The sequence below is a fragment of the Massilia sp. AB1 genome, from assembly GCF_018119385.1.
In the GTDB taxonomy this organism is placed as follows: domain Bacteria; phylum Pseudomonadota; class Gammaproteobacteria; order Burkholderiales; family Burkholderiaceae_D; genus Telluria.
Genome location: NZ_JAGKSG010000007.1, coordinates 20,162 through 40,918 on the forward strand (window position 1 = coordinate 20,162; position 20,757 = coordinate 40,918).

At 66.8% G+C, this 20,757-nt stretch carries 21 protein-coding genes and 2 riboswitches; of the genes, 12 read left to right on the forward strand and 9 right to left on the reverse strand.

Translation table 11 applies throughout. From position 1 onward, the window contains the following. Positions 1–58 precede the first annotated feature (58 nt). Both flgM and J8847_RS06110 read left to right on the forward strand, forming a co-directional pair. Positions 59–370, forward strand: a complete 312-nt coding sequence (gene flgM / locus J8847_RS06105; protein ID WP_211523804.1) for a flagellar biosynthesis anti-sigma factor FlgM — start codon at positions 59–61, stop codon at positions 368–370. Between the two features lie 3 nt (positions 371–373). Continuing rightward, positions 374–844 carry a flagella synthesis protein FlgN gene (locus J8847_RS06110; protein WP_211523805.1) on the forward strand — a complete coding sequence of 157 codons (471 nt, stop codon included), beginning with the start codon at positions 374–376 and terminating at the stop codon, positions 842–844. A gap of 60 nt (positions 845–904) precedes the next feature. On the opposite strand, the gene J8847_RS06115 is transcribed toward J8847_RS06110, so the two are convergent. Beyond that, positions 905–1,348, reverse strand: coding sequence for a hypothetical protein (locus tag J8847_RS06115; protein WP_211523806.1), 444 nt, complete (start codon positions 1,346–1,348; stop codon positions 905–907). A gap of 230 nt (positions 1,349–1,578) precedes the next feature. On the opposite strand from J8847_RS06115, the gene htpX reads away from it, so the two are divergent. Then, positions 1,579–2,451 (forward strand): protease HtpX, encoded by an 873-nt coding sequence (htpX, locus tag J8847_RS06120; protein WP_211523807.1) that lies wholly within the window; start codon positions 1,579–1,581, stop codon positions 2,449–2,451. A 39-nt stretch (positions 2,452–2,490) separates the two neighbouring features. After that, complete coding sequence (locus J8847_RS06125) at positions 2,491–3,576, forward strand: AI-2E family transporter (RefSeq protein WP_211523808.1); 1,086 nt, start codon at positions 2,491–2,493, stop codon at positions 3,574–3,576. Positions 3,577–3,579: 3 nt separating this feature from the next. Here the strand turns inward: J8847_RS06125 and J8847_RS06130 are convergent, their stop codons facing one another. Next, positions 3,580–4,047: a GNAT family N-acetyltransferase gene (locus J8847_RS06130; RefSeq protein ID WP_211523809.1), complete on the reverse strand. Its 468-nt coding sequence runs from the start codon at positions 4,045–4,047 to the stop codon at positions 3,580–3,582. A gap of 198 nt (positions 4,048–4,245) precedes the next feature. Here J8847_RS06130 and J8847_RS06135 point away from each other — a divergent pair, with 198 nt between their 5' ends. From J8847_RS06135 to J8847_RS06155, 5 genes are all read left to right on the forward strand, one after another. Beyond that, positions 4,246–4,698 (forward strand): hypothetical protein, encoded by a 453-nt coding sequence (locus J8847_RS06135; RefSeq protein ID WP_211523810.1) that lies wholly within the window; start codon positions 4,246–4,248, stop codon positions 4,696–4,698. 104 nt (positions 4,699–4,802) lie between these two features. Continuing rightward, positions 4,803–4,891: riboswitch (glycine riboswitch) on the forward strand. 2 nt (positions 4,892–4,893) lie between these two features. Further along, positions 4,894–4,991, forward strand: a riboswitch (glycine riboswitch). 316 nt (positions 4,992–5,307) lie between these two features. Next, a complete protein-coding gene (locus tag J8847_RS06140) occupies positions 5,308–6,018 on the forward strand; it encodes a hypothetical protein (RefSeq protein ID WP_211523811.1) in 711 nt (236 codons plus the stop codon). A gap of 38 nt (positions 6,019–6,056) precedes the next feature. Further along, positions 6,057–6,650: a C39 family peptidase gene (locus tag J8847_RS06145; RefSeq protein ID WP_211523812.1), complete on the forward strand. Its 594-nt coding sequence runs from the start codon at positions 6,057–6,059 to the stop codon at positions 6,648–6,650. A gap of 111 nt (positions 6,651–6,761) precedes the next feature. Beyond that, positions 6,762–7,946 (forward strand): hypothetical protein, encoded by a 1,185-nt coding sequence (locus tag J8847_RS06150; protein WP_211523813.1) that lies wholly within the window; start codon positions 6,762–6,764, stop codon positions 7,944–7,946. Beyond that, positions 7,943–8,971 carry a DUF4034 domain-containing protein gene (locus J8847_RS06155; protein WP_211523814.1) on the forward strand — a complete coding sequence of 343 codons (1,029 nt, stop codon included), beginning with the start codon at positions 7,943–7,945 and terminating at the stop codon, positions 8,969–8,971. Before J8847_RS06150 ends, J8847_RS06155 begins: the two co-directional genes overlap by 4 nt. A gap of 22 nt (positions 8,972–8,993) precedes the next feature. Here the strand turns inward: J8847_RS06155 and J8847_RS06160 are convergent, their stop codons facing one another. Next, a complete protein-coding gene (locus J8847_RS06160; RefSeq protein WP_211523815.1) occupies positions 8,994–11,570 on the reverse strand; it encodes an EAL domain-containing protein in 2,577 nt (858 codons plus the stop codon). A gap of 297 nt (positions 11,571–11,867) precedes the next feature. Here J8847_RS06160 and J8847_RS06165 point away from each other — a divergent pair, with 297 nt between their 5' ends. Together J8847_RS06165 and J8847_RS06170 are read left to right on the forward strand one after the other, a co-directional pair. Further along, entirely contained in the window at positions 11,868–12,959 is a 1,092-nt protein-coding gene (locus tag J8847_RS06165) for a M35 family metallo-endopeptidase (RefSeq protein ID WP_211523816.1), read from the forward strand. Between the two features lie 218 nt (positions 12,960–13,177). After that, a complete protein-coding gene (locus J8847_RS06170; RefSeq protein ID WP_211523817.1) occupies positions 13,178–14,257 on the forward strand; it encodes a M35 family metallo-endopeptidase in 1,080 nt (359 codons plus the stop codon). Between the two features lie 73 nt (positions 14,258–14,330). Here J8847_RS06170 and J8847_RS06175 read toward each other — a convergent pair whose 3' ends face one another. The 6 genes from J8847_RS06175 to flhF form a co-directional block, all read right to left on the reverse strand. Next, entirely contained in the window at positions 14,331–14,822 is a 492-nt protein-coding gene (locus tag J8847_RS06175) for a hypothetical protein (RefSeq protein ID WP_229429659.1), read from the reverse strand. Positions 14,823–14,910: 88 nt separating this feature from the next. Then, entirely contained in the window at positions 14,911–15,666 is a 756-nt protein-coding gene (gene motD, locus J8847_RS06180; protein ID WP_211523818.1) for a flagellar motor protein MotD, read from the reverse strand. A gap of 7 nt (positions 15,667–15,673) precedes the next feature. Beyond that, positions 15,674–16,417 carry a flagellar motor protein gene (locus tag J8847_RS06185; RefSeq protein WP_211523819.1) on the reverse strand — a complete coding sequence of 248 codons (744 nt, stop codon included), beginning with the start codon at positions 16,415–16,417 and terminating at the stop codon, positions 15,674–15,676. Then, positions 16,399–17,127: an RNA polymerase sigma factor FliA gene (locus tag J8847_RS06190; protein WP_211520721.1), complete on the reverse strand. Its 729-nt coding sequence runs from the start codon at positions 17,125–17,127 to the stop codon at positions 16,399–16,401. Before J8847_RS06190 ends, J8847_RS06185 begins: the two co-directional genes overlap by 19 nt. 52 nt (positions 17,128–17,179) lie before the next feature. Then, positions 17,180–18,001: an antiactivator of flagellar biosynthesis FleN protein gene (locus tag J8847_RS06195; RefSeq protein WP_211523820.1), complete on the reverse strand. Its 822-nt coding sequence runs from the start codon at positions 17,999–18,001 to the stop codon at positions 17,180–17,182. Beyond that, positions 17,994–19,391 (reverse strand): flagellar biosynthesis protein FlhF, encoded by a 1,398-nt coding sequence (flhF, locus tag J8847_RS06200; protein WP_211523821.1) that lies wholly within the window; start codon positions 19,389–19,391, stop codon positions 17,994–17,996. The genes J8847_RS06195 and flhF overlap by 8 nt, the downstream gene beginning before the upstream one ends. 327 nt (positions 19,392–19,718) lie before the next feature. Between flhF and J8847_RS06205 the strand changes: the two genes are divergently transcribed. Beyond that, on the forward strand, positions 19,719–20,573 hold the full coding sequence (locus J8847_RS06205; RefSeq protein WP_211523822.1) for a PEP-CTERM sorting domain-containing protein: 855 nt from the start codon (positions 19,719–19,721) through the stop codon (positions 20,571–20,573). Positions 20,574–20,757: the final 184 nt, after the last annotated feature.

The following is a 20,757-nucleotide window of genomic DNA, read 5'->3' on the forward strand; positions in this document are numbered from 1 at the left end:
GCTGCCGATAAACAGACAGATCCCGGAGTTTCCGCTCCGAACAGAGAAGGATGATGCTGTGAAAATCAACGATACCCTCAAGAACAACCCAGGCCTCCAGCCCGCCACGACGCAGACCAACAACGCGCGTGGGGCGGAAAAGGCGTCGACCACTGCCCCGACTCCGGCGCAGACCGACAGCGTGCGCCTGTCTTCGCAGGGCCAGGCGATGGCGAATGCCGTCGGCGGCAACAACCAGGTGTTCGACACCAAGAAAGTCGAACGCATCAAGGCGGCCATCGCCGATGGCCAGTTCCAAGTCAATTCCGAGAAAGTCGCAGACGGCCTCCTCGAGACCGTGCGCGACTTGCTGCATTCACGCAAGCGATAACCCATGACCACCAGCCCGCACCACACTCTCGCCTCCGAACACCAACACGTCGCTTCCCTCGTGGAGCTGATGAAACAGGAACAGCAGTTGCTGGTAGCGCTCGACGCCGATGGGCTGGCGGAACTGACACCGAAGAAAAACGCGCTGCTGGCCGAGCTGGCCGCGCTGTCGAAGCAGCGCCATGCGGCGCTCGCCGCGGCCGGCTGCGAAGGCTCGGAAGCGGGCATGGAACCCTGGCTGGCGGTGGCCGGCAATCCGGAAGTGCGGCGCCAGTGGGAAAGCCTGCTGGAAATCTCGCGCGACGCCAAGGAACTCAACCGCGTCAATGGCATGCTGATCAACAAGCAGCTGGCGCACAACCAGGGCGTGCTGAACGCCCTGCGCACCCCGGCGGGCGCCGCCTCCGCCGGCATCTACGGCGCCAGCGGCCAGACCCTGGGCGCCGGTCCCTCGAAGCGCTTCGTGGTCGGCTGATCCGCGACGCATGAAAAGAAATGGCCGCATCCGCGGCCATTGTCGTTTTGGGGGCGGCGGTCAGCGCGACAGCGTGTAGGCCGACGGTCCCAGCTTGCGCAGCAGCGCGATGTTGGCCTTCTGTTCCCTGGTGAACTTGCCCATCATCTCGGCCGCCTGCTTCTTGTCCATCATCGATTCCATGCCGACGAACAAGCCGGCGTGCACCAGCGCGAGGGTGCTCAGCGCGAATTCGCGGGTGCCGATGCCGTGCTTGCTCAGCACCGCCTTGGCGCGCGGCTGCGCCTCGATGGCTTTCACGTAGTCGTCGACCGACAGCTCGTTCTTGCCGTCGTCCTCGTCATTGTCCTTTTCCAGTTTTTTCAGCTCCGGCGCGGCGGCCTTGATCTTCGCCAGCAGGGCCGGCGTCAGCACGAAATGCTCTTCCGGATCGGCGGCGAAGGACGGGGCGCTGCACAGCGAGAGGGCGACGAGCAGCGAGGCGGCGATGTGGATCGGTTTCATGACATTCCCTGGCAAAGTTGTTATGGCCGCGATTATAGGAGCCGCCCGCGTTCCGGAACCGCCGCTTGCGACGAATCCCCCCTCCGTGGTGTGATCCGCCGGCCACGTGCATGACTTCGATTTTTACGAAGAAATCTTTCGCTAAACTTCGCTTTTCCAGATAACGGGCTTGGCGTATCCTTTCGTGTAGGCAATACCGTCTTGCTTTGAACAACAACACTGGAAACGACATGAAACGCATTCTTCTCTTCCTCGCTACCAACGTCGCCGTCATGCTGGTGCTAAGCATCACCGCCAGCGTGCTGGGCGTAAACAAATTCCTGACCGCGAACGGCCTGAATCTGGGCATGCTGCTGGTCTTCGCCGCCCTGATGGGCTTTGGCGGCGCCTTCATCTCGCTGCTGATGTCGAAGCCGATGGCCAAGTGGTCGACCGGCGCGCGCGTGATCGAACGCCCGTCCAACTCGACCGAGCAGTGGCTGGTCAACACCGTCGCCGCCCAGGCGCAGCGCGCCGGCATCGCCATGCCGGAAGTGGCCGTCTATCCGGGCGAGCCGAACGCCTTCGCCACCGGCGCCACCAGGAATTCCTCGCTGGTGGCGGTGTCGACCGGCCTGCTGGAATCGATGACGCAGGAAGAAGTCGAGGCCGTGCTGGCCCACGAGGTGGCCCACATCGCCAACGGCGACATGGTCACCCTCACCCTGATCCAGGGCGTGGTCAACACCTTCGTGATCTTCCTGGCGCGCGTGGTGGCGTGGTTCGTCGACCAGGCGCTGCGCAAGGACGATGAAGAAAGCACGGGCCCCGGCATTGCCTATACCATTACCGCAATCGTCTGCGACATCCTGTTCGGCATCCTGGCCAGCGTCATCGTGGCCTGGTTCTCGCGCCAGCGCGAATACCGCGCCGACGCGGGCGCCGCCCGCATCCTGGGCACGCCGCGCCCGATGATCAACGCGCTGGCCCGCCTCGGCGGTATTGCGCAAGGCGGCCTGCCGAAGAACATGGCTGCCTCGGGCATCGCCGGAGGCGGTATGATGTCGTTGCTGAGCAGCCATCCGTCGTGCGAAGACCGTATCGCTGCCCTGCAACGCGGATAAGAGAACTTAAAAGAACTACCAACAAGGCCAGGAACCTCGATGCGGTACGCTCCACTGTTGTTGCCAGTACTGTTTGCCGCGGCGCTGGCCTACCTCCTGCAGCACTTCCTGGGCTCGCTCGCCTGGGCCGGGCTGCTGGCGGTGATCACCTGGCCCCTGCACCAGCTGCTGCTGCGCCGCGGCTGGCCGCCCCTGGCCAGCGCCGCCACCCTGCTGGTGGCGCTGCTGGTGAGTTTCATCGGTCCCTCGATCCTGCTGTTCAACGCCCTCACCAACGAGCTGGCGGGCATCGAGCGGATGCTGACCAACGTCAACCTGACCGGCGTGGCGCCGCCGTCCTGGCTGTACCGCCTGCCGCTGCTCGCCGAGCCGGCCATCAAATGGTGGAACGAGCACCTGGCCGTGCCCGGCGGTTTGCGCGCCCTCATTCAGACCGGGCTGGGCGACTTCATGCCGCAGCTGACCGGCGCGGCGCGCCTCTGGGGCTCGACCATCCTGGCCAACGCCCTCTACCTGTTCCTGACCCTGCTGACCCTGTTCGTGCTCTACCTGCACGGCCCGGCCGTGGTGCGCTATGTCGACGGCGCCGGCGAGCGCCTGCTGCCGGCGCATTATCCCAGGCTGCGCGCGATCCTGCCGCTCTCGGTGCGCGGCACCGCGCTCGGGCTGTGCTCGATCGCCGTGCTGGAAGGCATCGTGCTCGGCATCGCCTACGCCATCGCCGGCGCGCCCGCGCCCGCCCTGCTGGGCGTGATCACCGGCTACCTGGCCTTGATCCCGGGCGGCGCCCCGCTGTCCTTCACCATGGTCTCGCTGCTGCTGCTGGGCCAGGGCCATGCCGGCGCGGCCCTGGGCCTGTTCGCCTGGGGCGCGGTAGAGCTGTTCATGGTCGACAAGTTCATCCGCCCCAAGCTGATCGGCCAGCGCGTCAACCTGCCCTTCCTGGCGGTGCTGTTCGGCCTGCTCGGCGGCGTCTCGACCATGGGCGTGCTGGGCCTGTTCGTCGGCCCCTTCATGATGGCGGTGCTGTTCGCCTGGCTGCGCGACGGCCGCGGCGCCGAGCCTGTGGAAGCTGTCCCGGCCGCCGGGAAGGCCGAACGCATCGGCCAGGATACGACCGTCTAGCGCTCAAGCGGCCAGGCGCTTGCTCATGAGGGTGGCGCCGGACGGCGTGACCCGCTCTTCCATGATGCTCCACCCGAGCCTCTTGTAGAAGCTGACCGCACGGCCGACCGACAGGTACATGGTCTCGACGCCGAGGGCCTGGGCCTTGGCTTCGAGCGCCTTGACGATCTGCTCGCCGACCCCGCCGCCGCGGTAAGCCTCCTTGATGTACATGCCCGCCAGCCAGGGCGACAGCCCTTCCCGCGTGCTCGGCTCTTCCATCTTGATGCTGCCGGTGCCCAGCAATTCGCCGTCCCGTACCGCCACGTAGGCGATGGGCAGCCGCTCGGTGTTGGCCCGCTCTTCCAGCATCGCCAGCAGCTGCGCCTTGTCCACGCCGTTGGCGAGGAACAGGTCGGACCACTCGCCGAAGATGAGGTCCGCGATCTCGGGGATGAACTGTTTGTGGTTGGCGAGGTAGTCGACGATCATGGGGGGGATCCTTGTATCTTGTGAAAGAGGCCGGCGCTTCCAGTGTACGTGGCGGCCTGTCCTGGCGGCAAGCTGGCGATTTTGTCAGGTCGGCCACGTCCGACTCCTCCTACGCAGCCTTGTACCGTGCGCCTATTGGGCTCCAGGTGCGGATGATTAAGATGAAGCTGTCCCGTCATCTATGCCAAGGAGAACATGATGAACGATAGAAATAAGTCCACCCCGAAACGCGGCCGCGACGACGACCAGCGCCGAGGCCAGGCCCTGCGCGGCAGCGCGGATTCCGGCTCCGGCTTCGTGGCCGACGACAGCGCCGGCTACTCCAGCGTCGGCGGCCAGAACGAACAGCGCGAAGCCACGTCCGGGCGCTACACCAACTTCAACAGCGCTTCGCCGGAGAGCAATGTCGGCCCGGCCGGCGCGCCGCAAACCAGCCACGGCAACGCCGGCGGGCCCGTGCCGGGAGGCACGGTCGAAAAGGCAGAGGGTAGCCAGGGCCAGCAGAACCGCCAGCAAGACGAAGTCGCCATGGCCGGCGGCGGCAATCCCAGCGATGCGGCCGCCGCGGACGGCGGCCTGGGGAACCGGGCCGGCACCGACGACGACAGCGACAAGCTGGACCAGCGCCGGGACCGCGACGCGGGGCGCTGAGCCGACATGCAGACGCTGGTGCAAAAACAACAAGCGGGATAAAACCGTTGAGTTATTTGAAATAGCTGGGCTATCCTGTCTATACGACTGGCGCCCAGGCGCCGGCCGCGGTATCGGGAGAGACTGTCTATCCGACAGCGCCGAAGGAGCAACCGCCCCGGAATCTCTCAGGCAAAAGGACCGATACCGCATTCACACTCTGAAGAGCCGCCGGGAGACCGTCACCCGGCGCACCGAAGGAGCAAGCAGGCCCTACCTCGGCCTGCGAAATCTCTCAGGTCCAGCACAGAGGGGGTGCCGACGCGCAATGAGCGCGCGGATTCCCTTGTGACGCTTTTTGTGTCTGGATTTCATGCATACCGAACTTGACTCCGGCGCCCCTGGCGGCGCCGCGGCGCCGTGCGCGCCTGCGCAGCGCGCCACCGCCTTCCTTCCTCATCGCCAGGGCAGTTTCCCGACGCCGTCCTAGCGCTCGTCCCGGTTGTCCGGCACGCCATGCGTGTCCTTTTGCAGCAGCAGCAACAGACGCCCGCTCGGACAGGCGGGCCGCTTTTCACCTTCACATTCAAGGAGAAGTCGTCAATGCAAGCTCAACAACGGCAATACAGGATGGCTCGGGCAAGGCTCGCGGCCCTGGCGCTCGGCATCGGTCTCGGCCTGGCGGGACCCGCAGTACAAGCGCAGGCCGCCGATCCCGGCGCGGCGCGCCAGGCCGCGGCCGGCCAGTCCGCGGCCTTCGCCGCGGCCCAGCGCGATCTCAGCCAGTTCATCAACCACCAGCTCCAGCGCCCGGGCGCGGCCCCGGACGGCTTTCCGCTCGAGGTCCAGGACCTGCGCGCGCTGAAGGATGCGCGCATCGGCTACGGCTTCCCGGTCTACACCATCGATCCGGACCAGCTGATGCGCGGCCGCGGCAGCATGAAAAGCATGGCGCGCCACGCCCAGCAATGGCGCTTCGTGGTGCTGCTGGGCGAGCGCCCGATCGGCATGGCGACGGTGGAGCAGCACGGCGGCCGCTACCAGACGGTCGCCTACGGCGCCGCGGTCCTGTCCAGGGACCTCGACGCCCTGGTCGCCGCGCACGGCAATGCCGACCGCTCCAACCTGCGCCTGCTGCGCATCTACCAGGCCCGTTCCGACCTGCTCGAAGTCGAGACCGCCGGCGGCACCCGCTTCGCGCCCCTGTATTCCGCGCGCGCTTCCCTGCCCCTGCAGCGCACCGACGCCTTCGGCCGTCCGACCGCCGCCCTGGCCGACGAAGCCGAACTGCTGCCAGCCCTGCGCGCGGCGGTCAAGCGCAACCTGGACGAGCACCGCTGAGACGGCGCCAACGACAAGCACCCATACGGAGACAAATAATGAACCAACGACTGACAGGCCTGCTGGCCGCCGCGGCGCTGACCCTGGCCGCACCGAGCGCCTTCGCGCAGTGGCGCACCCTCAACGTTCCCCTGACCACCCAGGAACACAGCCAGTGGTGCTGGTCCGCGACCAGCAAGGCGATCCTGAACCTGTACAAGAAGACCCCGAGCCAGTGCCAGATCGTGAACTGGGCCTTCGGGATCAACTACGCGTGCGGGAACACGATCTTCGACTGGAGCAGCTACGCCAACCAGCCGAACTCCATGTACGGCACCAGCGGCAGCGTACAGAACATCCTGTCCGCCTGGGGCGTGCCGAACACCGCCTACAACGTGGCCTCGTCCTGGAGCAGCGTGGTGGCCGACATCAATGCCAACCGTCCCTTCGTGATCCGCTACGGCTGGACCAACGGCGGCGGCCACATCATGGCCGGCCGGGGCTACGAGACCTATAACGGCGTGAACTACGTCTACATCATGGACCCGTGGCCGGGCGAGGGCCAGACCTGGCGCACCTACAGCTCGGCGGTGTCGGCCTACGACCACCGCTGGACCCATACCCAGCGCATGAACGCCAGCCCGGCGCTGTAAGCCCCGTCTCCAGGCCGCCGCGGCGGCCTGGAGAGCGTGGAAATGCGCGTGTTTCTCCACTCATCCAGCATGATATGGTTCGACCTCCCCCATGTCATCGACGAGCCGCGCGTGACCAACTTCAAACCGCGGGCCGGACGCCTGGCCCGCTCCGCCCTGCCATTTACCCTGCTATTCACCCTGCTGGCCGGCAGCCTGACGGCGCTGGCCGCACCGGACCGGGCCACCAGGAACAACGCCTCCATTTCCGCGCCGCTGAACGAGGACCTGGCCCGCGCCTTCGCCCTGCCCAGGGAACTCGATCTCGACCCGGCGCTGCGCGCGGAAGCCGAAGCGATGGCCGCCACCCACCTCGCCCGCATCCGGCAACTGCTGCCGGCCTGGATTGACGAGGAAAGGCGCCTGCAGACCACGCCCGCCGAGCCCGCGTCCGAGGACGATGTCTATCATGCCGTCTTCGCCCGCGTGCTCAACGAACTGGCGCTGTGGCAGGTGGAACCGGGCGACGCGGACTACGAACAGGCGACCCTGGCGGCGCTGGCCGCATCGCCCGGCGTCTGCCGGCTCCAGGGCGATGCGCGCTTCCAGGATTTCGCGAGCCGGGTCCTGCGCCTGCAAGCCATGCCGCCCGCGCGGCGCAAGGCGGCGCTCGACACCGAGCGCCGGCTGCTGGCGCACTGGGGACAGCCGCGCGCCGCCCTGCCGCCCTGGCCGGTCCTGCTGCCTCAGGACGCCGCCATGCAGGCCGTGGAGCAGATCCGGCGCGGCGGACCGCGTGCGGCGCCGGCCCTGCCGCCCGCGCTGGCCTACGCCCTGCTCGCGGAACGCAAACCCTATGCCGAGCTGGCCACGGAAAGCAAATGCCAGCTCCAGCAATGGTGGCTGCGCGCCAGCGTGGCGCAGGGCGCGACGCCCGCGGCGGCGCTCGCCGCCTTCCGCTACGGCACATTGATCAGCGCGACCGAGCGCTTCGCCGGCGCCTTCGAACCCGTCGTGGCAGCCCCGGGCGCCGTCCCCGGCTACCCCAAGCTCGCCGAGCGCTTCGACGTGACAGGGGTGATCCGCATCGCGCGTCCGCTGGACGCTTCGGGCAAAGCTGGACCGGCCAGCATCGGCGAACGGAAGATCACGGTGCGCGGCATCCGCGGCACGCGCCCGGTCGCCTTCGAGAACGTCTTCGATGCGGTGGCCCTGCACCACGCGCGCCAGGCCGGCCCGGCCACGCCGCCGGAATTCGAGATGGTCTGGACCCTGACGCCGGCCGAACCGGACACGCCGGAGAAAGCGAAGCCATGAGACTGCCCTCCCCTTTCATCCGCCTGCTGAACGGCGCCGTGCTGGGCGCGGCGCTGACAGGCATGAGCTGCTCCGCTCACGGCGCCAACTCGTCCGTGGCGGCGCCGGTCGAAGCCGCCGCCACGGACGCGTTCTGGTGCGGCGACTTCGCCGAGCTCGAACGCCGGAACACCGAATACAGGAAGCCGAACCAGTTCGACGCGGACGCGAACCTGCGCCTGAACCAGTTCCGCGCGGGCCTCGATGCGCTGTTCAACTACAAGATGAAGAACGAGGAAGCCTACCTGAAGGAGGTCGACCTGCTCACCCTGCAGTGGGCGAACGAGCACCCGCAATCGAGCTTCGCGCACGTCCTGCACGCCCGCGCGCTGCTCAGGCATGGCTGGTCGTATCGCGGCAAGGGCTTCGTCAAGGACGTGCCCCCGGAAGCCTGGAAGGACTTCCACGCCTACCTCAAGCGCGCCGCGGATTACCTGCGCCAGCATGCCGACGTGGCGCTGCAGGACAGCGACGCGCATGACATCCTGCTGGAGATCGGCACGGCCCTGGACTGGGACCGCCGCCAGATGGAAGCGATCGCGGAGGATGGCCTGAGGCGCAACCCGGACGACAGCGATCTCTACCTCCGCATGGCGGCCTCCCTGTTGCCGAAATGGGGCGGCAGCCCCAAGGTCCTCGACGACTACATCCGCAAGGTCACGGAACAGACCCGCGCGCGCCACGGCATGGCCTTCTATGCGCGGCTGTACTCGCACGCGGCGGCGAACCAGTTCGGCCATGCGCTGTTCGAGGGCAGCCACGCCGACTGGGGCAAGATGAAGCAGGGTTTCGAGGACATCCTGGCGCGCTACCCCGACAGCGCGAAACGGCTCAACCGCTATGCCTACATGGCTTGCCTGGCCAAGGACAGGGACACGGTCCTGCGCCTGCTGGGCAAGCTGGGCGAGCGCGTGGATCCCGAGGAATGGGGCGAGAATCCGGAGCGCAGCCTGGAAAGCTGCCGGCGCTGGGCCGGCGAGACCTGATCTGGGAGCGGGCCGGGGCGGGTCAAGCCGCCTTGACCGCCCTGAGCAGGGCCTCGATCCCCTGCGGCTCGACCGGACGCGAGAAGCAGTAGCCCTGCATCTGGTCGCAGCCGCGCTCGTGCAGGAAGGCCAGCTGTTCCGATGTTTCCACGCCTTCGGCGATCACGTTCAGCTTCATCGAATGGGCCAGCGCGATCACGGCGTTGACAATGGCCGCGTCGTCGGCGTCCTGGGTCAGGTCCATCACGAAGGAGCGGTCGATCTTGAGGCTGTGGATCGGGAAGCGCTTCAGGCTGGCCAGGCTGGAGTAGCCGGTGCCGAAGTCGTCGATCGCCAGCTGCACGCCCATCCCGGCCAGGCGCGCCATGGTCTCGGTGGCGGCCGCCGGATTCTCCATCAGCACGCTCTCGGTGATCTCGAGGGTCAGGTATTTCGGATCGCAGCCGGTGCGCGCGATCAGCTTGGCCACCTGCTGGGCCACGTCCTGGCCCAGGAACTGGCGCGCCGACAGGTTCACGCTGATGCGTACCGGCGGCAGGCCCTGGCGGCGCCACGCCACCTGCTGCTCCATGGCCGTGGCCAGCACCCATTCGCCGATCGGCACGATCAGGCCGGTCTCCTCGGCCAGCGGAATGAAGTCGGCCGGCGACACCATGGGCTGGCCATGCGGCTGCCAGCGCAGCAGGGCCTCGACGCCGGTCACCCTGCCGCTGCCGATGTCCACCACCGGCTGGTAGTGCAGCAGGAACTCGCGCCGCTGCAGCGCGCGCTGCAGCGCGCCTTCCAAGCGCAGGTGCTCGAAGGCCTGCTCGCCCATGTCGGCCATGTAGAAGCTGTAGTGGTGCCCGCCCTGCCCCTTGGAGCGGTACATGGCGCTGTCGGCGTTCTTGAGCAGGGTGGCGCTGTCCTGGCCGTCGCGCGGGTACATCGCGATGCCGATCGAGCCGGTCGGGAACACTTCCTGGCCGCACAGGACCAGCGGCTGGAACAGGTTTTCCAGCAGCTTCCCGGCCACCGTGGCGGCGTCCTCTTCCCCCGCCAGGTCGGGCAGCACCACCACGAATTCGTCGCCGCCCTGGCGCGCCACGGTGTCGCTGTCGCGCAGGGTGCTCGACAGGCGGCGCGCGATCTCGACGATCATGCGATCGCCGGCGTCGTGCCCGAGGCTGTCGTTGACGTGCTTGAAGCGGTCCAGGTCGATGAACATCACCGCCACCTGGCTGCCGTTGCGGTGCGCGTGCGCGATCGCCTGGGCCAGGCGGTCCTGCAGCAGCGCGCGGTTGGGCAGGCCGGTGAGCGCGTCGTGGTTGGCCATGCGCAGCAGCGCTTCCTCGGCCTGCTTGCGGCGCGAGATGTCCTTGACCACCGAGATGAAGCGCTGGTCGCCGTGGGCGTCGCGCATCACCGAGACGCTGACATTGACCCACACCGTGCTGCCGTCGCGCCGCATCAGGCGCTTCTCGCGCTGGTAGTCGTGGATCTCGCCGGCCTTCAGGCGCCGGATCAGGGCCAGTTCGTCGGGCAGGTCTTCCTCGCAGGTGAGCTGCTGGAAGAAGCGCTGCAGCAGCTCGACCTCGGTATAGCCGAGCATCTGCGACATCTTGCGGTTGACCCGCAGCAGGCGCCCGTCGCCGGAGAGCAGCACGATGCCCACGGCCGCCTGGTTGAAGGTGAGGCGGAAGAATTCCTCGCTCTCCTGCAGGCGCAGGCGCGCCTTGCGGCGGAAGGTGACGTCGTGGCCGATCAGGAGCAGCAGCTGGCCGCCGGCCTGCTGGGTGCGGCGGATGTTGAACTCGACATAGCGCAGGCCGTCGGCGCGCCCGTCCAGGGTCACCAGCACGTTGTCCTGGGGCGCGCCGGTGCGCAGCGCCTCCAGCACCCGTTCGCCCAGCTCCTGGCCGGGAATCAGCTGCTCCAGCGGACAGCCGCCCGCCAGCGCGTCTTCCGGCGCGTCAAGCAGGTCGGCCATCATGCGGTTCATCGAACGCACGCGGCGCGTGCAGTCGACCACCAGCAGGCCGGCCGGCATGCCGTCGATAACCTGCTCGAGGTAGTTCTGGTTCTGGCGCATGCTGCGCTGCGCCGCGTGCGCATAGGTGTCGAGCGCCAGGCCCATGTCGAAGCACACCACCTTGAGCACGGCGTCGATGGCCGCGGTGCAGCGCTGCGGGTCGTGGCCCAGCCGCTCCCACAGCATGTCGATGATCTCGGCCAGGTACTTGCGGTAGGCGCCGATGTACCACTTGGGCTCGAGCCCGATGCGCTGGTGCGCCATGCCCACGCGCAGGCGCTCGCGGATATAGCCCGCGTCGTAGTCGCCCGCGGTCAGGCTGCTGAAATAGGCCGACTGCGCGCGGCGCAGGGCGCGCGCCGTGCTGTCGCTGCCGAGCATGCTGCGCGTGTGCGCGAAGCGCAGCAGGTGGTCGTAGAACTCGCCGGAAAAGCGCTCGCGCTCCTGCTCCAGCAGCGCGTGCACCTCGCGCAGGGCGGCGAGGTCGGCCTCGCCCAGCTCCAGGAAGGCCTTGCGCGCCGCCACTTCCTCGCCGTCCAGGCCGATTTCGCTCGCGATCAGGTCGACCATTTCCAGTCCTTCCATCATGCCGGCCTCCGCGCGCGGGCATGCCGCACCGGCCTGTGCATCGTTGCGTCTGTCGTGTGGAATGTCATGAGGAAGCTGCAGCTGCGTGGGGTGTTGGCTGAATGGATACAGTCGTTGCATGATAGCAAAGTAGCCCCGCGCTGATCGAGTGAATACTGTGCAACTGTTGTTTATTTGGCCTATTGGCAGCAGGGTTATTGCCGCTTAGCAATGAAGTGGTGGCGCACTGTTGAACTGACGCAATATCTAGCATGCATAGCGGCGGGAGAGTAGGCAGGACACCAACCAGGAGGCATCATGTCCCGCTATTCCCACGCCTGCTTCGCCCTGCTCTTCCCCCTTGTTTTCACGTCCGCGCCGGCAGGCGCCGCCCAGCCGGCGCAGGCCGGCGTCGCGGTCCGGCTCGAGGCGCTGCGCCCTTCCGTCGGGCGCGGCGACGACGTGCCGGTGCGGGTCACCCTGACCAATACCTCGGGCGAGGCCCAGCATGTGCTGCGCTGGCGCACGCCGCTGGAGGGCGTCCAGTCCTCGCTGTTCGAAGTGCGCCGCGACGGCCAGCCGGTGCGCTACCTCGGGGTGGAGATCAAGCGGCCCGCGCCCGAGGCGGCCGACTTCGTGCTCATCGAGCCCGGCGCCTCGGTGACCCAGACGGTCGAACTGTCCGCGCTCTATGAAATGCACATCACGGGCGCTTATACCGTACGCTACAACAGCCCGGCGGCGCCGCTGCCCGGCCTGGGCGCGGGTGCGGCCCTCCACGCGGTGACGGGCGAGCTGGCCTCCAGCCCGGTCAGCATCTGGATCGAGGGCCGGCTGCCGCGCGGCGCCAAGAGCTCCCCCGTGCCGGCGCCCGCCCAGGAAGCCGCGGGCGGCAGCCTGGCCTTCAGCCAGTGCTCGAACGCCCAGCAGGAGCAGCTGGCGGCGGCGGTCGACGCGGGCCGCGCGATGGCCGTCGACAGCCACGTCTACCTGACTTCCGGCCAGGCCTACGGGCCGCGCTACACGACCTGGTTCGGGGTTCCCGATGCGCAGCGCGGCGCCAGGGCCATCGCCCATTTCGCCGCGATCCGCGACGCCTTCGAGAACAAGCCGCTGGCGCTCGACTGCGGCTGCGACGAAGCCTATTTCGCCTACGTGTATCCGGCCCAGCCGTACAAGATCTATGTCTGCAAGGCGTTCTGGAGCGCGGCGAATACCGGCACCGACTCGCGCGGCGGCACCCTGGTGCACGAGATGAGCCATTTCGACGCGGTCGCCGGCACCGACGACCATGTCTACGGCCAGGCCGGCGCGATGGAGCTGGCGCGCAGCGCGCCCGAACGCGCCCTCAACAACGCCGATTCGCACGAGTATTTTGGCGAGAACACGCCGGCCCAGCAAAAGCGGTAGCACCGTAGGTTTCAAAATGCAAGCGTGTTCCGATTGACTGTCGGATTCTGTTGACATTCCGCAAAAAACGTCACAACTGACATGAATCAACTTTACATAGGCACTTGAATCCGTAAATATCGTCAATGGGCTCTTCCTGTACAGACAACTTGTGCAGGATGCGGCCCGATAACGATGGCAGCAGCAAGCCGCATAACTTTCACACACGGAGAAACGATATGAGCTTGAACGGATTCTGGAAGTCGGCATTGGGAGTGGCAGCACTGGCGATGGCCTGCGGAGGCGCAAGCGCCGCGCCGAAGGGCATCAACATTGCTGTGGAGGCGGAAAAACACGCGCTGGGGCAGGACGACGACGTGGTGGTCAAGGTCACCCTGACCAACACCTCGGACACGCCGCAGTACGTCCTGAAGTGGCTGACCCCGTTCCAGGGTCTGGATACGCCGCTGTTCGAAGTGACGCGCGACGGCGAGCCGGTGCCCTACCTGGGCCCGATCATCAAGCGTCCGGTGCCGAAGAAGTCGGATTACTTCGTGATCAAGCCGGGCGCCACCCATACCGTCAAGGTCGAGCTGTCGGCCCTGTACGACATGAGCGTGACCGGCGACTACAAGATCAGCTACAAGGTCGCCTCGCCGGCGCTGTTCATGAACGCGGCAGCCAAGAACGACCGCGAAATGGCATCCAACGAAGCCACCCTGTGGATCGACGCCCGCCTGCCGCGCGGCGCCACCCCGCAGGCCATCCTCGACCTGGAAGCCATGAAGCGCGACGCGGGCGTGCAGCCGGCCAGCCTGAGCTACACCAACTGCACCGCTACCCAGCAGAGCACGGTCCAGCAGGCGATGGCCGCAGGTTCGTCCATGGCCAACAGCGGCAACACCTACATGGCCCAGGCCACCATGGGCCAGCGCTACACCAAGTGGTTCGGCGCCGTCACCAGCACCCGCCAGTCGACCGTGAAATCGCACTTCGCGGCGATCAAGGATGCCTTCGACAACAAGCCGGTGACCGTGGACTGCGGCTGCAAGCAGAGCTACTACGCCTACGTGTACCCGACCCAGCCGTACAAGATCTACGTCTGCCGCGCCTTCTGGTCGGCGCCGATGACGGGCACCGACTCCAAGGGCGGCACCCTGGTGCACGAGATGAGCCACTTCAACGCGGTGGCCGGCACCGACGACCACGTCTACGGCCAGAGCGGCGCCGCCAGCCTGGCGATCAGCGACCCGAACAAGGCTGTCGACAACGCCGACAACCATGAATACTTCGGCGAGAATACCCCGGCACTGAACTAAGCGTTCGCCGCGTTAAAAAAGGGGGAGGAAGCAGCGATGCTTCCTCCCCCTGTTCATTTCATTCGCGCCTTGCTTATTTCGCGGCGTAGGTAAAGCGCACCGGCTCCGACGGACTGGTGCTGACTTCATCGAGCTTGTTAACGTCCGGCAGCCAGGGGCCGGGATAGCTGATTTCATAGCTCTGCGCGCCCTTCCTGAAAGCGTAGGCGCGCGTGATGTCGACCGTGTTGAGATGCATGGTGTGCGGCTTGACCTCGAGGTAGTCGGCGGCCGTGTAGGCGGCGCGCTTGACCATCGGGCCGGCATACTGCACCTCGCGCCCGCCCCTGGCTTCGCGCAGCTCGAAGCGCTTGCCGGTGAGTTCGTCCTCGGCCGCGACTTCGCGCGGCACCCAGATCGTCTGTTCGCCGTGGTTCTCGATGGTCACGCGCACCAGCACCTTGCCGCCGGTGGTTTCCACGTCCAGCCGGTGGCGCACGTTCACCTCGGCCTCCACGGCGCCGCTGGCGCCGACCAGTCCCGCCAGGGCCAGCAGTACCGCCGGCATACTCCGTTTGACATGCATTCGCGCTCCCATGGCCATGAAATATTATTTCAACAAGCAGGCTACCACGAAAGATTCTTGCAATTCTTAACTGAAAATTAGGCGCTGCTCAGCCACCCAGTTCGCCTCCGGTTTCGGGCAGCGCCGCCAGGATCATGACCGCCACGCGGCGGTTGCGCGCCTGCCCGGTGGCGTCGGCATTCGACGCCACCGGCCGCGTCGCGGCATAGCCGATCGCGGACAGCCGCGCCTCCCCTACCCCGCTGTCGATGAACAGGCGCACCACGCTGCTGGCGCGCGCGGCCGACAATTCCCAGTTGGACGGATAGACGGCGCTGGCGATCGGTACATTGTCCGTATGGCCTTCGACCTCGATGCGGTGGGAATCGTTCCTGAGCAGGCCGCCGACCGCGCGCAGGATCTCGTTCGCGTCCCTTCCGAGCACCGCTTCGCCCTGGCCGAACAGCACGCTGGCGTTGATCTCGACGCTGATGCCGCGCGCGTTCTGGGTCACCCGCACCTGGCCCGATTTCACCAGCGGCAGCAGGGTGGCCGACAGGTCGCGCGCCAGCACCGCCATCTTCTCGCGCTCGCGGCGCGCCATCTCGTTGCGCTTGCGGTTGACGATGTGGGACAGCGGCAGCACCGGCTCGACCTGGGTGTTGACGGTGCGGGCCGCGCCGCGTCCGCCAAAGGCGTCGCCCAGCGCGTCCGACAGCACCCGGTACTTGCCCTCGTTGACGATCGAGATCGCGTACATCACGACGAAGAAGGCGAACAGCAGGGTGATGAAGTCGGCGTAGGAAATCAGCCAGCGTTCGTGGCTTTCATGGGGCTGCTCGTCGTCGTAGCGTTTGCGCGCCATGACGGACTTAGTGACGCGCCAGCAGGCTGGCCACGCGCTCGTCGATCACGCGCGTGTGGTCGCCGGTGGCGATGTCGTGGAAGACTTCGAGCAGGATTTCGTACTGCGCCACCTTGTCCGCCACGATGGCCTTGAGCTTGTTGCCGACCGGGTGGAAGAACAGGTTGGCCAGCCCCACCCCGTAGACGGTGGACACGAAGGCGACGGCGATGCCCGAACCCAGGCGCGAGGGGTCGGACAGGTTTTCCATCACGTGGATCAGGCCCAGCACCGCGCCCAGGATGCCGATGGTGGGCGCATAGCCGGCCGCCGATTCCCAGATGCGCGCCGCCTGGCGCTGGCTGAATTCGTAGCCGTTGATTTCGTGCTCGAGCAGGCTGCGCAGCTTGTCGGGCTGGATGCCGTCGACCACCAGGCGCAGGCCCTTCTGGATATACAGGTCCTTGGTCCCCATGTACTGTTCGAGCGACAGCAGGCCGTCGCGGCGCGCGGACAGGCTCCACAGGGCGATCTCGCGCGACAACTTGTCGCGCTCGCCGCGCGGCGGCACGAACACCCAGCGCAGCATGCGCATGCCGCGCAGGAAGGTGCGGCGCTCGCTTTGCAGCAGCACGGCGCCGGCGGTGCCGACCACCACGATGGCGAAGGCGGCCGGCTGGAACAGCGAGGCGAAGCGGCCGCCGTCCAGCGTATGGCCGACGAACACGCCGGCCAGCGCCAGCAGCAGCCCGATTACGCTGGACCAGTCCACAATTGCTCCCGCAGCGCCGCGCGCAGGCGCGCCACTGCCTGGGTGTGCAGCTGCGACACCCGCGATTCGCTCACGCCCATGACCGCGCCGATTTCCTTGAGGTTGAGTTCTTCTTCGTAGTACAGGCCCATCAGCATCTTCTCGCGCGGCGGCAGGTTGTCGATGGCGTCGATCACGGCCTGGCGGAAGTCGGTGTCGAGCAGGCTGCGCAGCGGATCCTCGTCGTCCACCGCATAGCGGTCGAGGAAGCTGCCGTCGTCGTCGTCGCCGCGGAAATCTTCGTAATAGACCAGCTGGTGGCCGCCGCCGTCGGACAGCAGGTCCTGGTAGTCGGCCAGCGACATCTTGAGCGACTTGGCGACTTCCGATTCGCTCGGCGGACGGCCGAGGCGCTGCTGCAGCTCGTTCATCGCGGTCTCGACCTTGCGCATGTTCTGGCGCGTGCTGCGCGGCATCCAGTCGCTGTTGCGCAGCTCGTCCAGCATGGCGCCGCGGATGCGCAGCACCGCATAGGTCTCGAACTGGGCGCCGTGGTTGTCCTCGTAGCGGTTGATGGCGTCCAGCAGGCCCATCATGCCGGCCTGTACCAGGTCATCCACCTCCACCGAAGGCGGCAGCTTGGCCTTCATGTGGTGGGCAAGACGCTTCACCAACGGCATGTGCTCCGTCAGCAAATGGTTCTTGTCCGCTTTCCCTTTGACCGTGTACATGCTTGTTGCGTGGTTGTCTTCTTCTGTTTATTCGGTACTGCTCTTTGCCCGCTCAGTTGCTCAAGCCGGCGCTGCTGCCCTGGCGGCCGAAGCCCGGCATCGCGTGCAGCGCGAACTTGCCGGCCAGCTGGCGGAAGGCCACCGACGCGCCCGCGAGCGGGAAGGCGTCGACCACGGCCCGGCCCAGGCGCGCGGCCCGGTGCAGGTACTCGTCGGCCGGCACCGAGCCCATGAAGCTGAGCTTGACGGCCAGGTAACGTGTTGCCGCTGCTGACATATTATCGTATACCACCTTGGCTTCCGCCTCGCTCGCGCCCGTCACCAGGATGCCGAAGGGCCGGCGGCCGAGCTGCTGCGACAGGCGCTTGATCAGCGCATAGGCGTTAGTGATCGAGGCGGCGCTGGTCGACACCTGCACCACGATCTCGGAACTGCCCATCAGCGGCACCGGGAAGCTGCCGTCCGGGCCCAGCTCGCCGTCCACGATCACGATGCCGGCCTGCCTGGCCAGCACGTCGAAGGTCTTGCCCAGGCGGCGGACGTCGTCGGCGGTCTTCGGCACGCCCAGCGGCGCCACCGAGAAGCCTTGCGGCGCCGGATGGATCACCTGGTTGAGCGCGCATTCCTGGCGCGCCACCTGCAGCAGCGAGGCCGCGCGGCTCAGGCCCAGGCGGCGTGCCACGCCGTAGTCGATGTCGCAGGCATCGACGATCAGGACTTCGTTGCCGGTCTGGGCCAGCGAGGCGCCCAGGTTGACCAGCATGGCGCCCTTGTCGTCTTCAGGCGTGGCGGACAGAAAGGTGACGATGCGCGGGCGCGGGCCCTGCAGCATGCGGCGCAGGCCTTCGGCCTGGTCGAAGTCGAAACTAGCCAAGGGACACCTCGCGCAGGCTGCGATCATTCATGGCGCCGGACATCATCAGCGGCAGGTCGGCGTCGCCGAACTGGGCGCTGGCGGCGCGGTTGTTGCGGAAGGCGCGGTCGATCAGCATGGCGCGGTCGGCCAGGTGCAGGTCTTCCGGCACGCGCTGGCCGTTCGAGATGTAGTGCAGGTTGAGCTTCTGGCGGATCACGACGTCGAGCACGTTGCCGATCGAGGCGGCTTCGTCGAGCTTGGTCATGATGCAGCCGGCCAGGCCCGAGCCCTGGTAGGCGCGCACCACTTCGTTCAGGGTCTCGTTGGTCGAGGTCGCGTTCAGGCACAGCAGGCGCTTCACGTCGGCGCCCGACTCGCTCAGCATGGCCACCTGCTCGGTCACCATCTGGTCGCGCTGCGACATGCCGATGGTGTCGATCAGCACGGTGTGCTTGTTCTTGAGTTCTTTCAGGGCGATGCGCAGGTCGGCTTCGTCCTTCACCGAGTGCACCATCACGCCCAGGATCTTGCCGTAGATGCGCAGCTGCTCGTGGCCGCCGATACGGTAGGCGTCGGTGGTGATCAGGGCCAGCTTGTCCGGACCGTGGCGCATCACGCAGCGCGCGGCCAGCTTGGCGGTGGTGGTGGTCTTGCCGACGCCGGTCGGGCCGACCAGGGCGAACACGCCGCCGCGCGACAGCAGGTCGTCTTCGTTGGCGATGGTGGTCAGGTTACGCGCCAGCACGGTCTTGATCCAGCGCAGCGCATCGGCCGCATCCTTGGTGGCCGGCATCTTTTCGATCAGGTAGCGCGCCAGGGTCGCCGAGAAGCCGGCGGCCAGCATTTCGCGCAGCACGGCGGCCTTCTGGGGCTCGCGCTGGGCGGTGGCGTTCCACGACAGCTCGGCCAGCTGGGTCTCCATCAGGCCGCGCATGGCGCGGATCTCGTTCATCATGCCGCTCATTTCGGCGGCGGCCGATTCCTTGGCCTGGGCGATGGCGGCGCTCATCATGGCGGTCATCGCGCTCATGTCGAGGGCCGGGGCCGGCTCGGGAGCGCGGCGGTTGGCGTAGGTCGGTGCGGGGTCGGCGAATACGGGAGCGGGGGCAGGCTCTTCGAAGCGGCGTGCGGCGAAGGCCGGTCCGGGCTCTTCCATGCGGCGCGCGCCGAAGGCCGGGGCCAGCGGGGCCGGGTCGGCGAAGTGCTGCAGGTGCGGTTGCGGCTGGGCCATTTCCGATTCCGGCGCTGGCGAGGCCAGCGAGGCCACGTCGTCGTTGTCGAGCGCCAGGATTTCGACCACGCCGTCCACCGGGCGGTTGGAGAGGATGACGGCGTCCGGGCCGAGCGCTTCGCGCACCTTGCGCAACGCATCCCGGGAAGTCGCCGCTGTAAATTTCTTCACTTTCATCGTTATTCTCCGCACTTCATCGTCTGTAGCTTGCCTGGGGCGCAATGGCCCTCCCATAGCAAGCATTATTGACGATGCCTCTAGGAAACGATCGCAGGAAAAGGATGGGGAAAACCGGTCAATTCCCTGGCCAGCCGGAAAGGCGGCGACTGGACGGCGATCCGGCATGCATACCAGATGTCGATAAATTTAACAGTTGCAACATACCGGGTTTGCAAGATGTTGATTTTTTTGACATGTTTCCTATGGCACAAGGTTTGCTTTCGTGGGAGCGGTCGCCGGCGCACCCATGACGCCGGCACTTTCCATACGCTAGGAGAAAACCGCATGAAAGCATTGAAGTTCCTCATCGCCGCCGCCGCAACCGCCGCGGTCGCCAACGCCCAGGCGACCGTGGTCACCTACAACGATTTTTCGGACACCAGCGGCCTGACGACGGTGGGCAACGCAGCCGCCACCACGACCGCCGACGGCAAGGTCATGCGCCTGACGCCGGACAACTGGTCGCAGAGCGGCGCGGTCTACAGCAGCAGCGCCGTGCAGCTGGGCGCCAACGCCACCTTCTCGACCACCTTCCAGTTCCGCTTCACCGGCAACAGCCAGCCGGCCGACGGCATGGCCTTCGTGCTCGCGGCCAGCCCGAACGGCCTGGGCGTAGGCGGCGGCGGCATCGGCTACCAGGGCGTGCAGAACGCCTTCGTGATCGAATTCGACACCTACGACAACGGCAGCTGGGACGGCTTCAGCGCCAACCACGTCGGCATCAGCACCAACGGCAGCACCAATACCAGCTGGACCAGCGACGTGTACCAGCGCAAAGCCTGCTTCGGCCTGAGCACCGACACCGGTTGCATGTCGAACGGCAATCTGTGGACCGTGAAGGTCGAGTACGACGGCGCACTGCTGTCGATGAGCATGCGCGATGAAACGAAATCGGACGACTTCCTGGCCTACGACAAGCTGGCGATCGACATCGCCTCGGTCCTCGGCACCAACCAGGCTTATGTCGGCTTCACCTCCGCGACCGGCGCGGCCAGCCAGAACCACGACCTGCTGAACTGGACCTTCGCCGACACGGCCGAGCTGCCGGTGGATGTGCCGGAACCGGGCAGCCTGTGGATGCTGGGCTTGGGCATGGTCGGACTGGCGGCGGGCAAGCGGTTGGGCAAGCAGCGGGTTTGATTTTCGGCTGACAGCTGCGAGGGCGGCTGTTCATGTGAACTTGGGTCCCGGCCTGCACCGGGACGACGTTGAGTGAAAGTGCGGATGAATATCGTTTAGCGATTTCAGCCCGTGCCTACAGTACGTCGTCCCGGGGCAGCCCGGGGCCCAAGTTTTTTCACCGCTCATCTACCTTGTTCTTGAC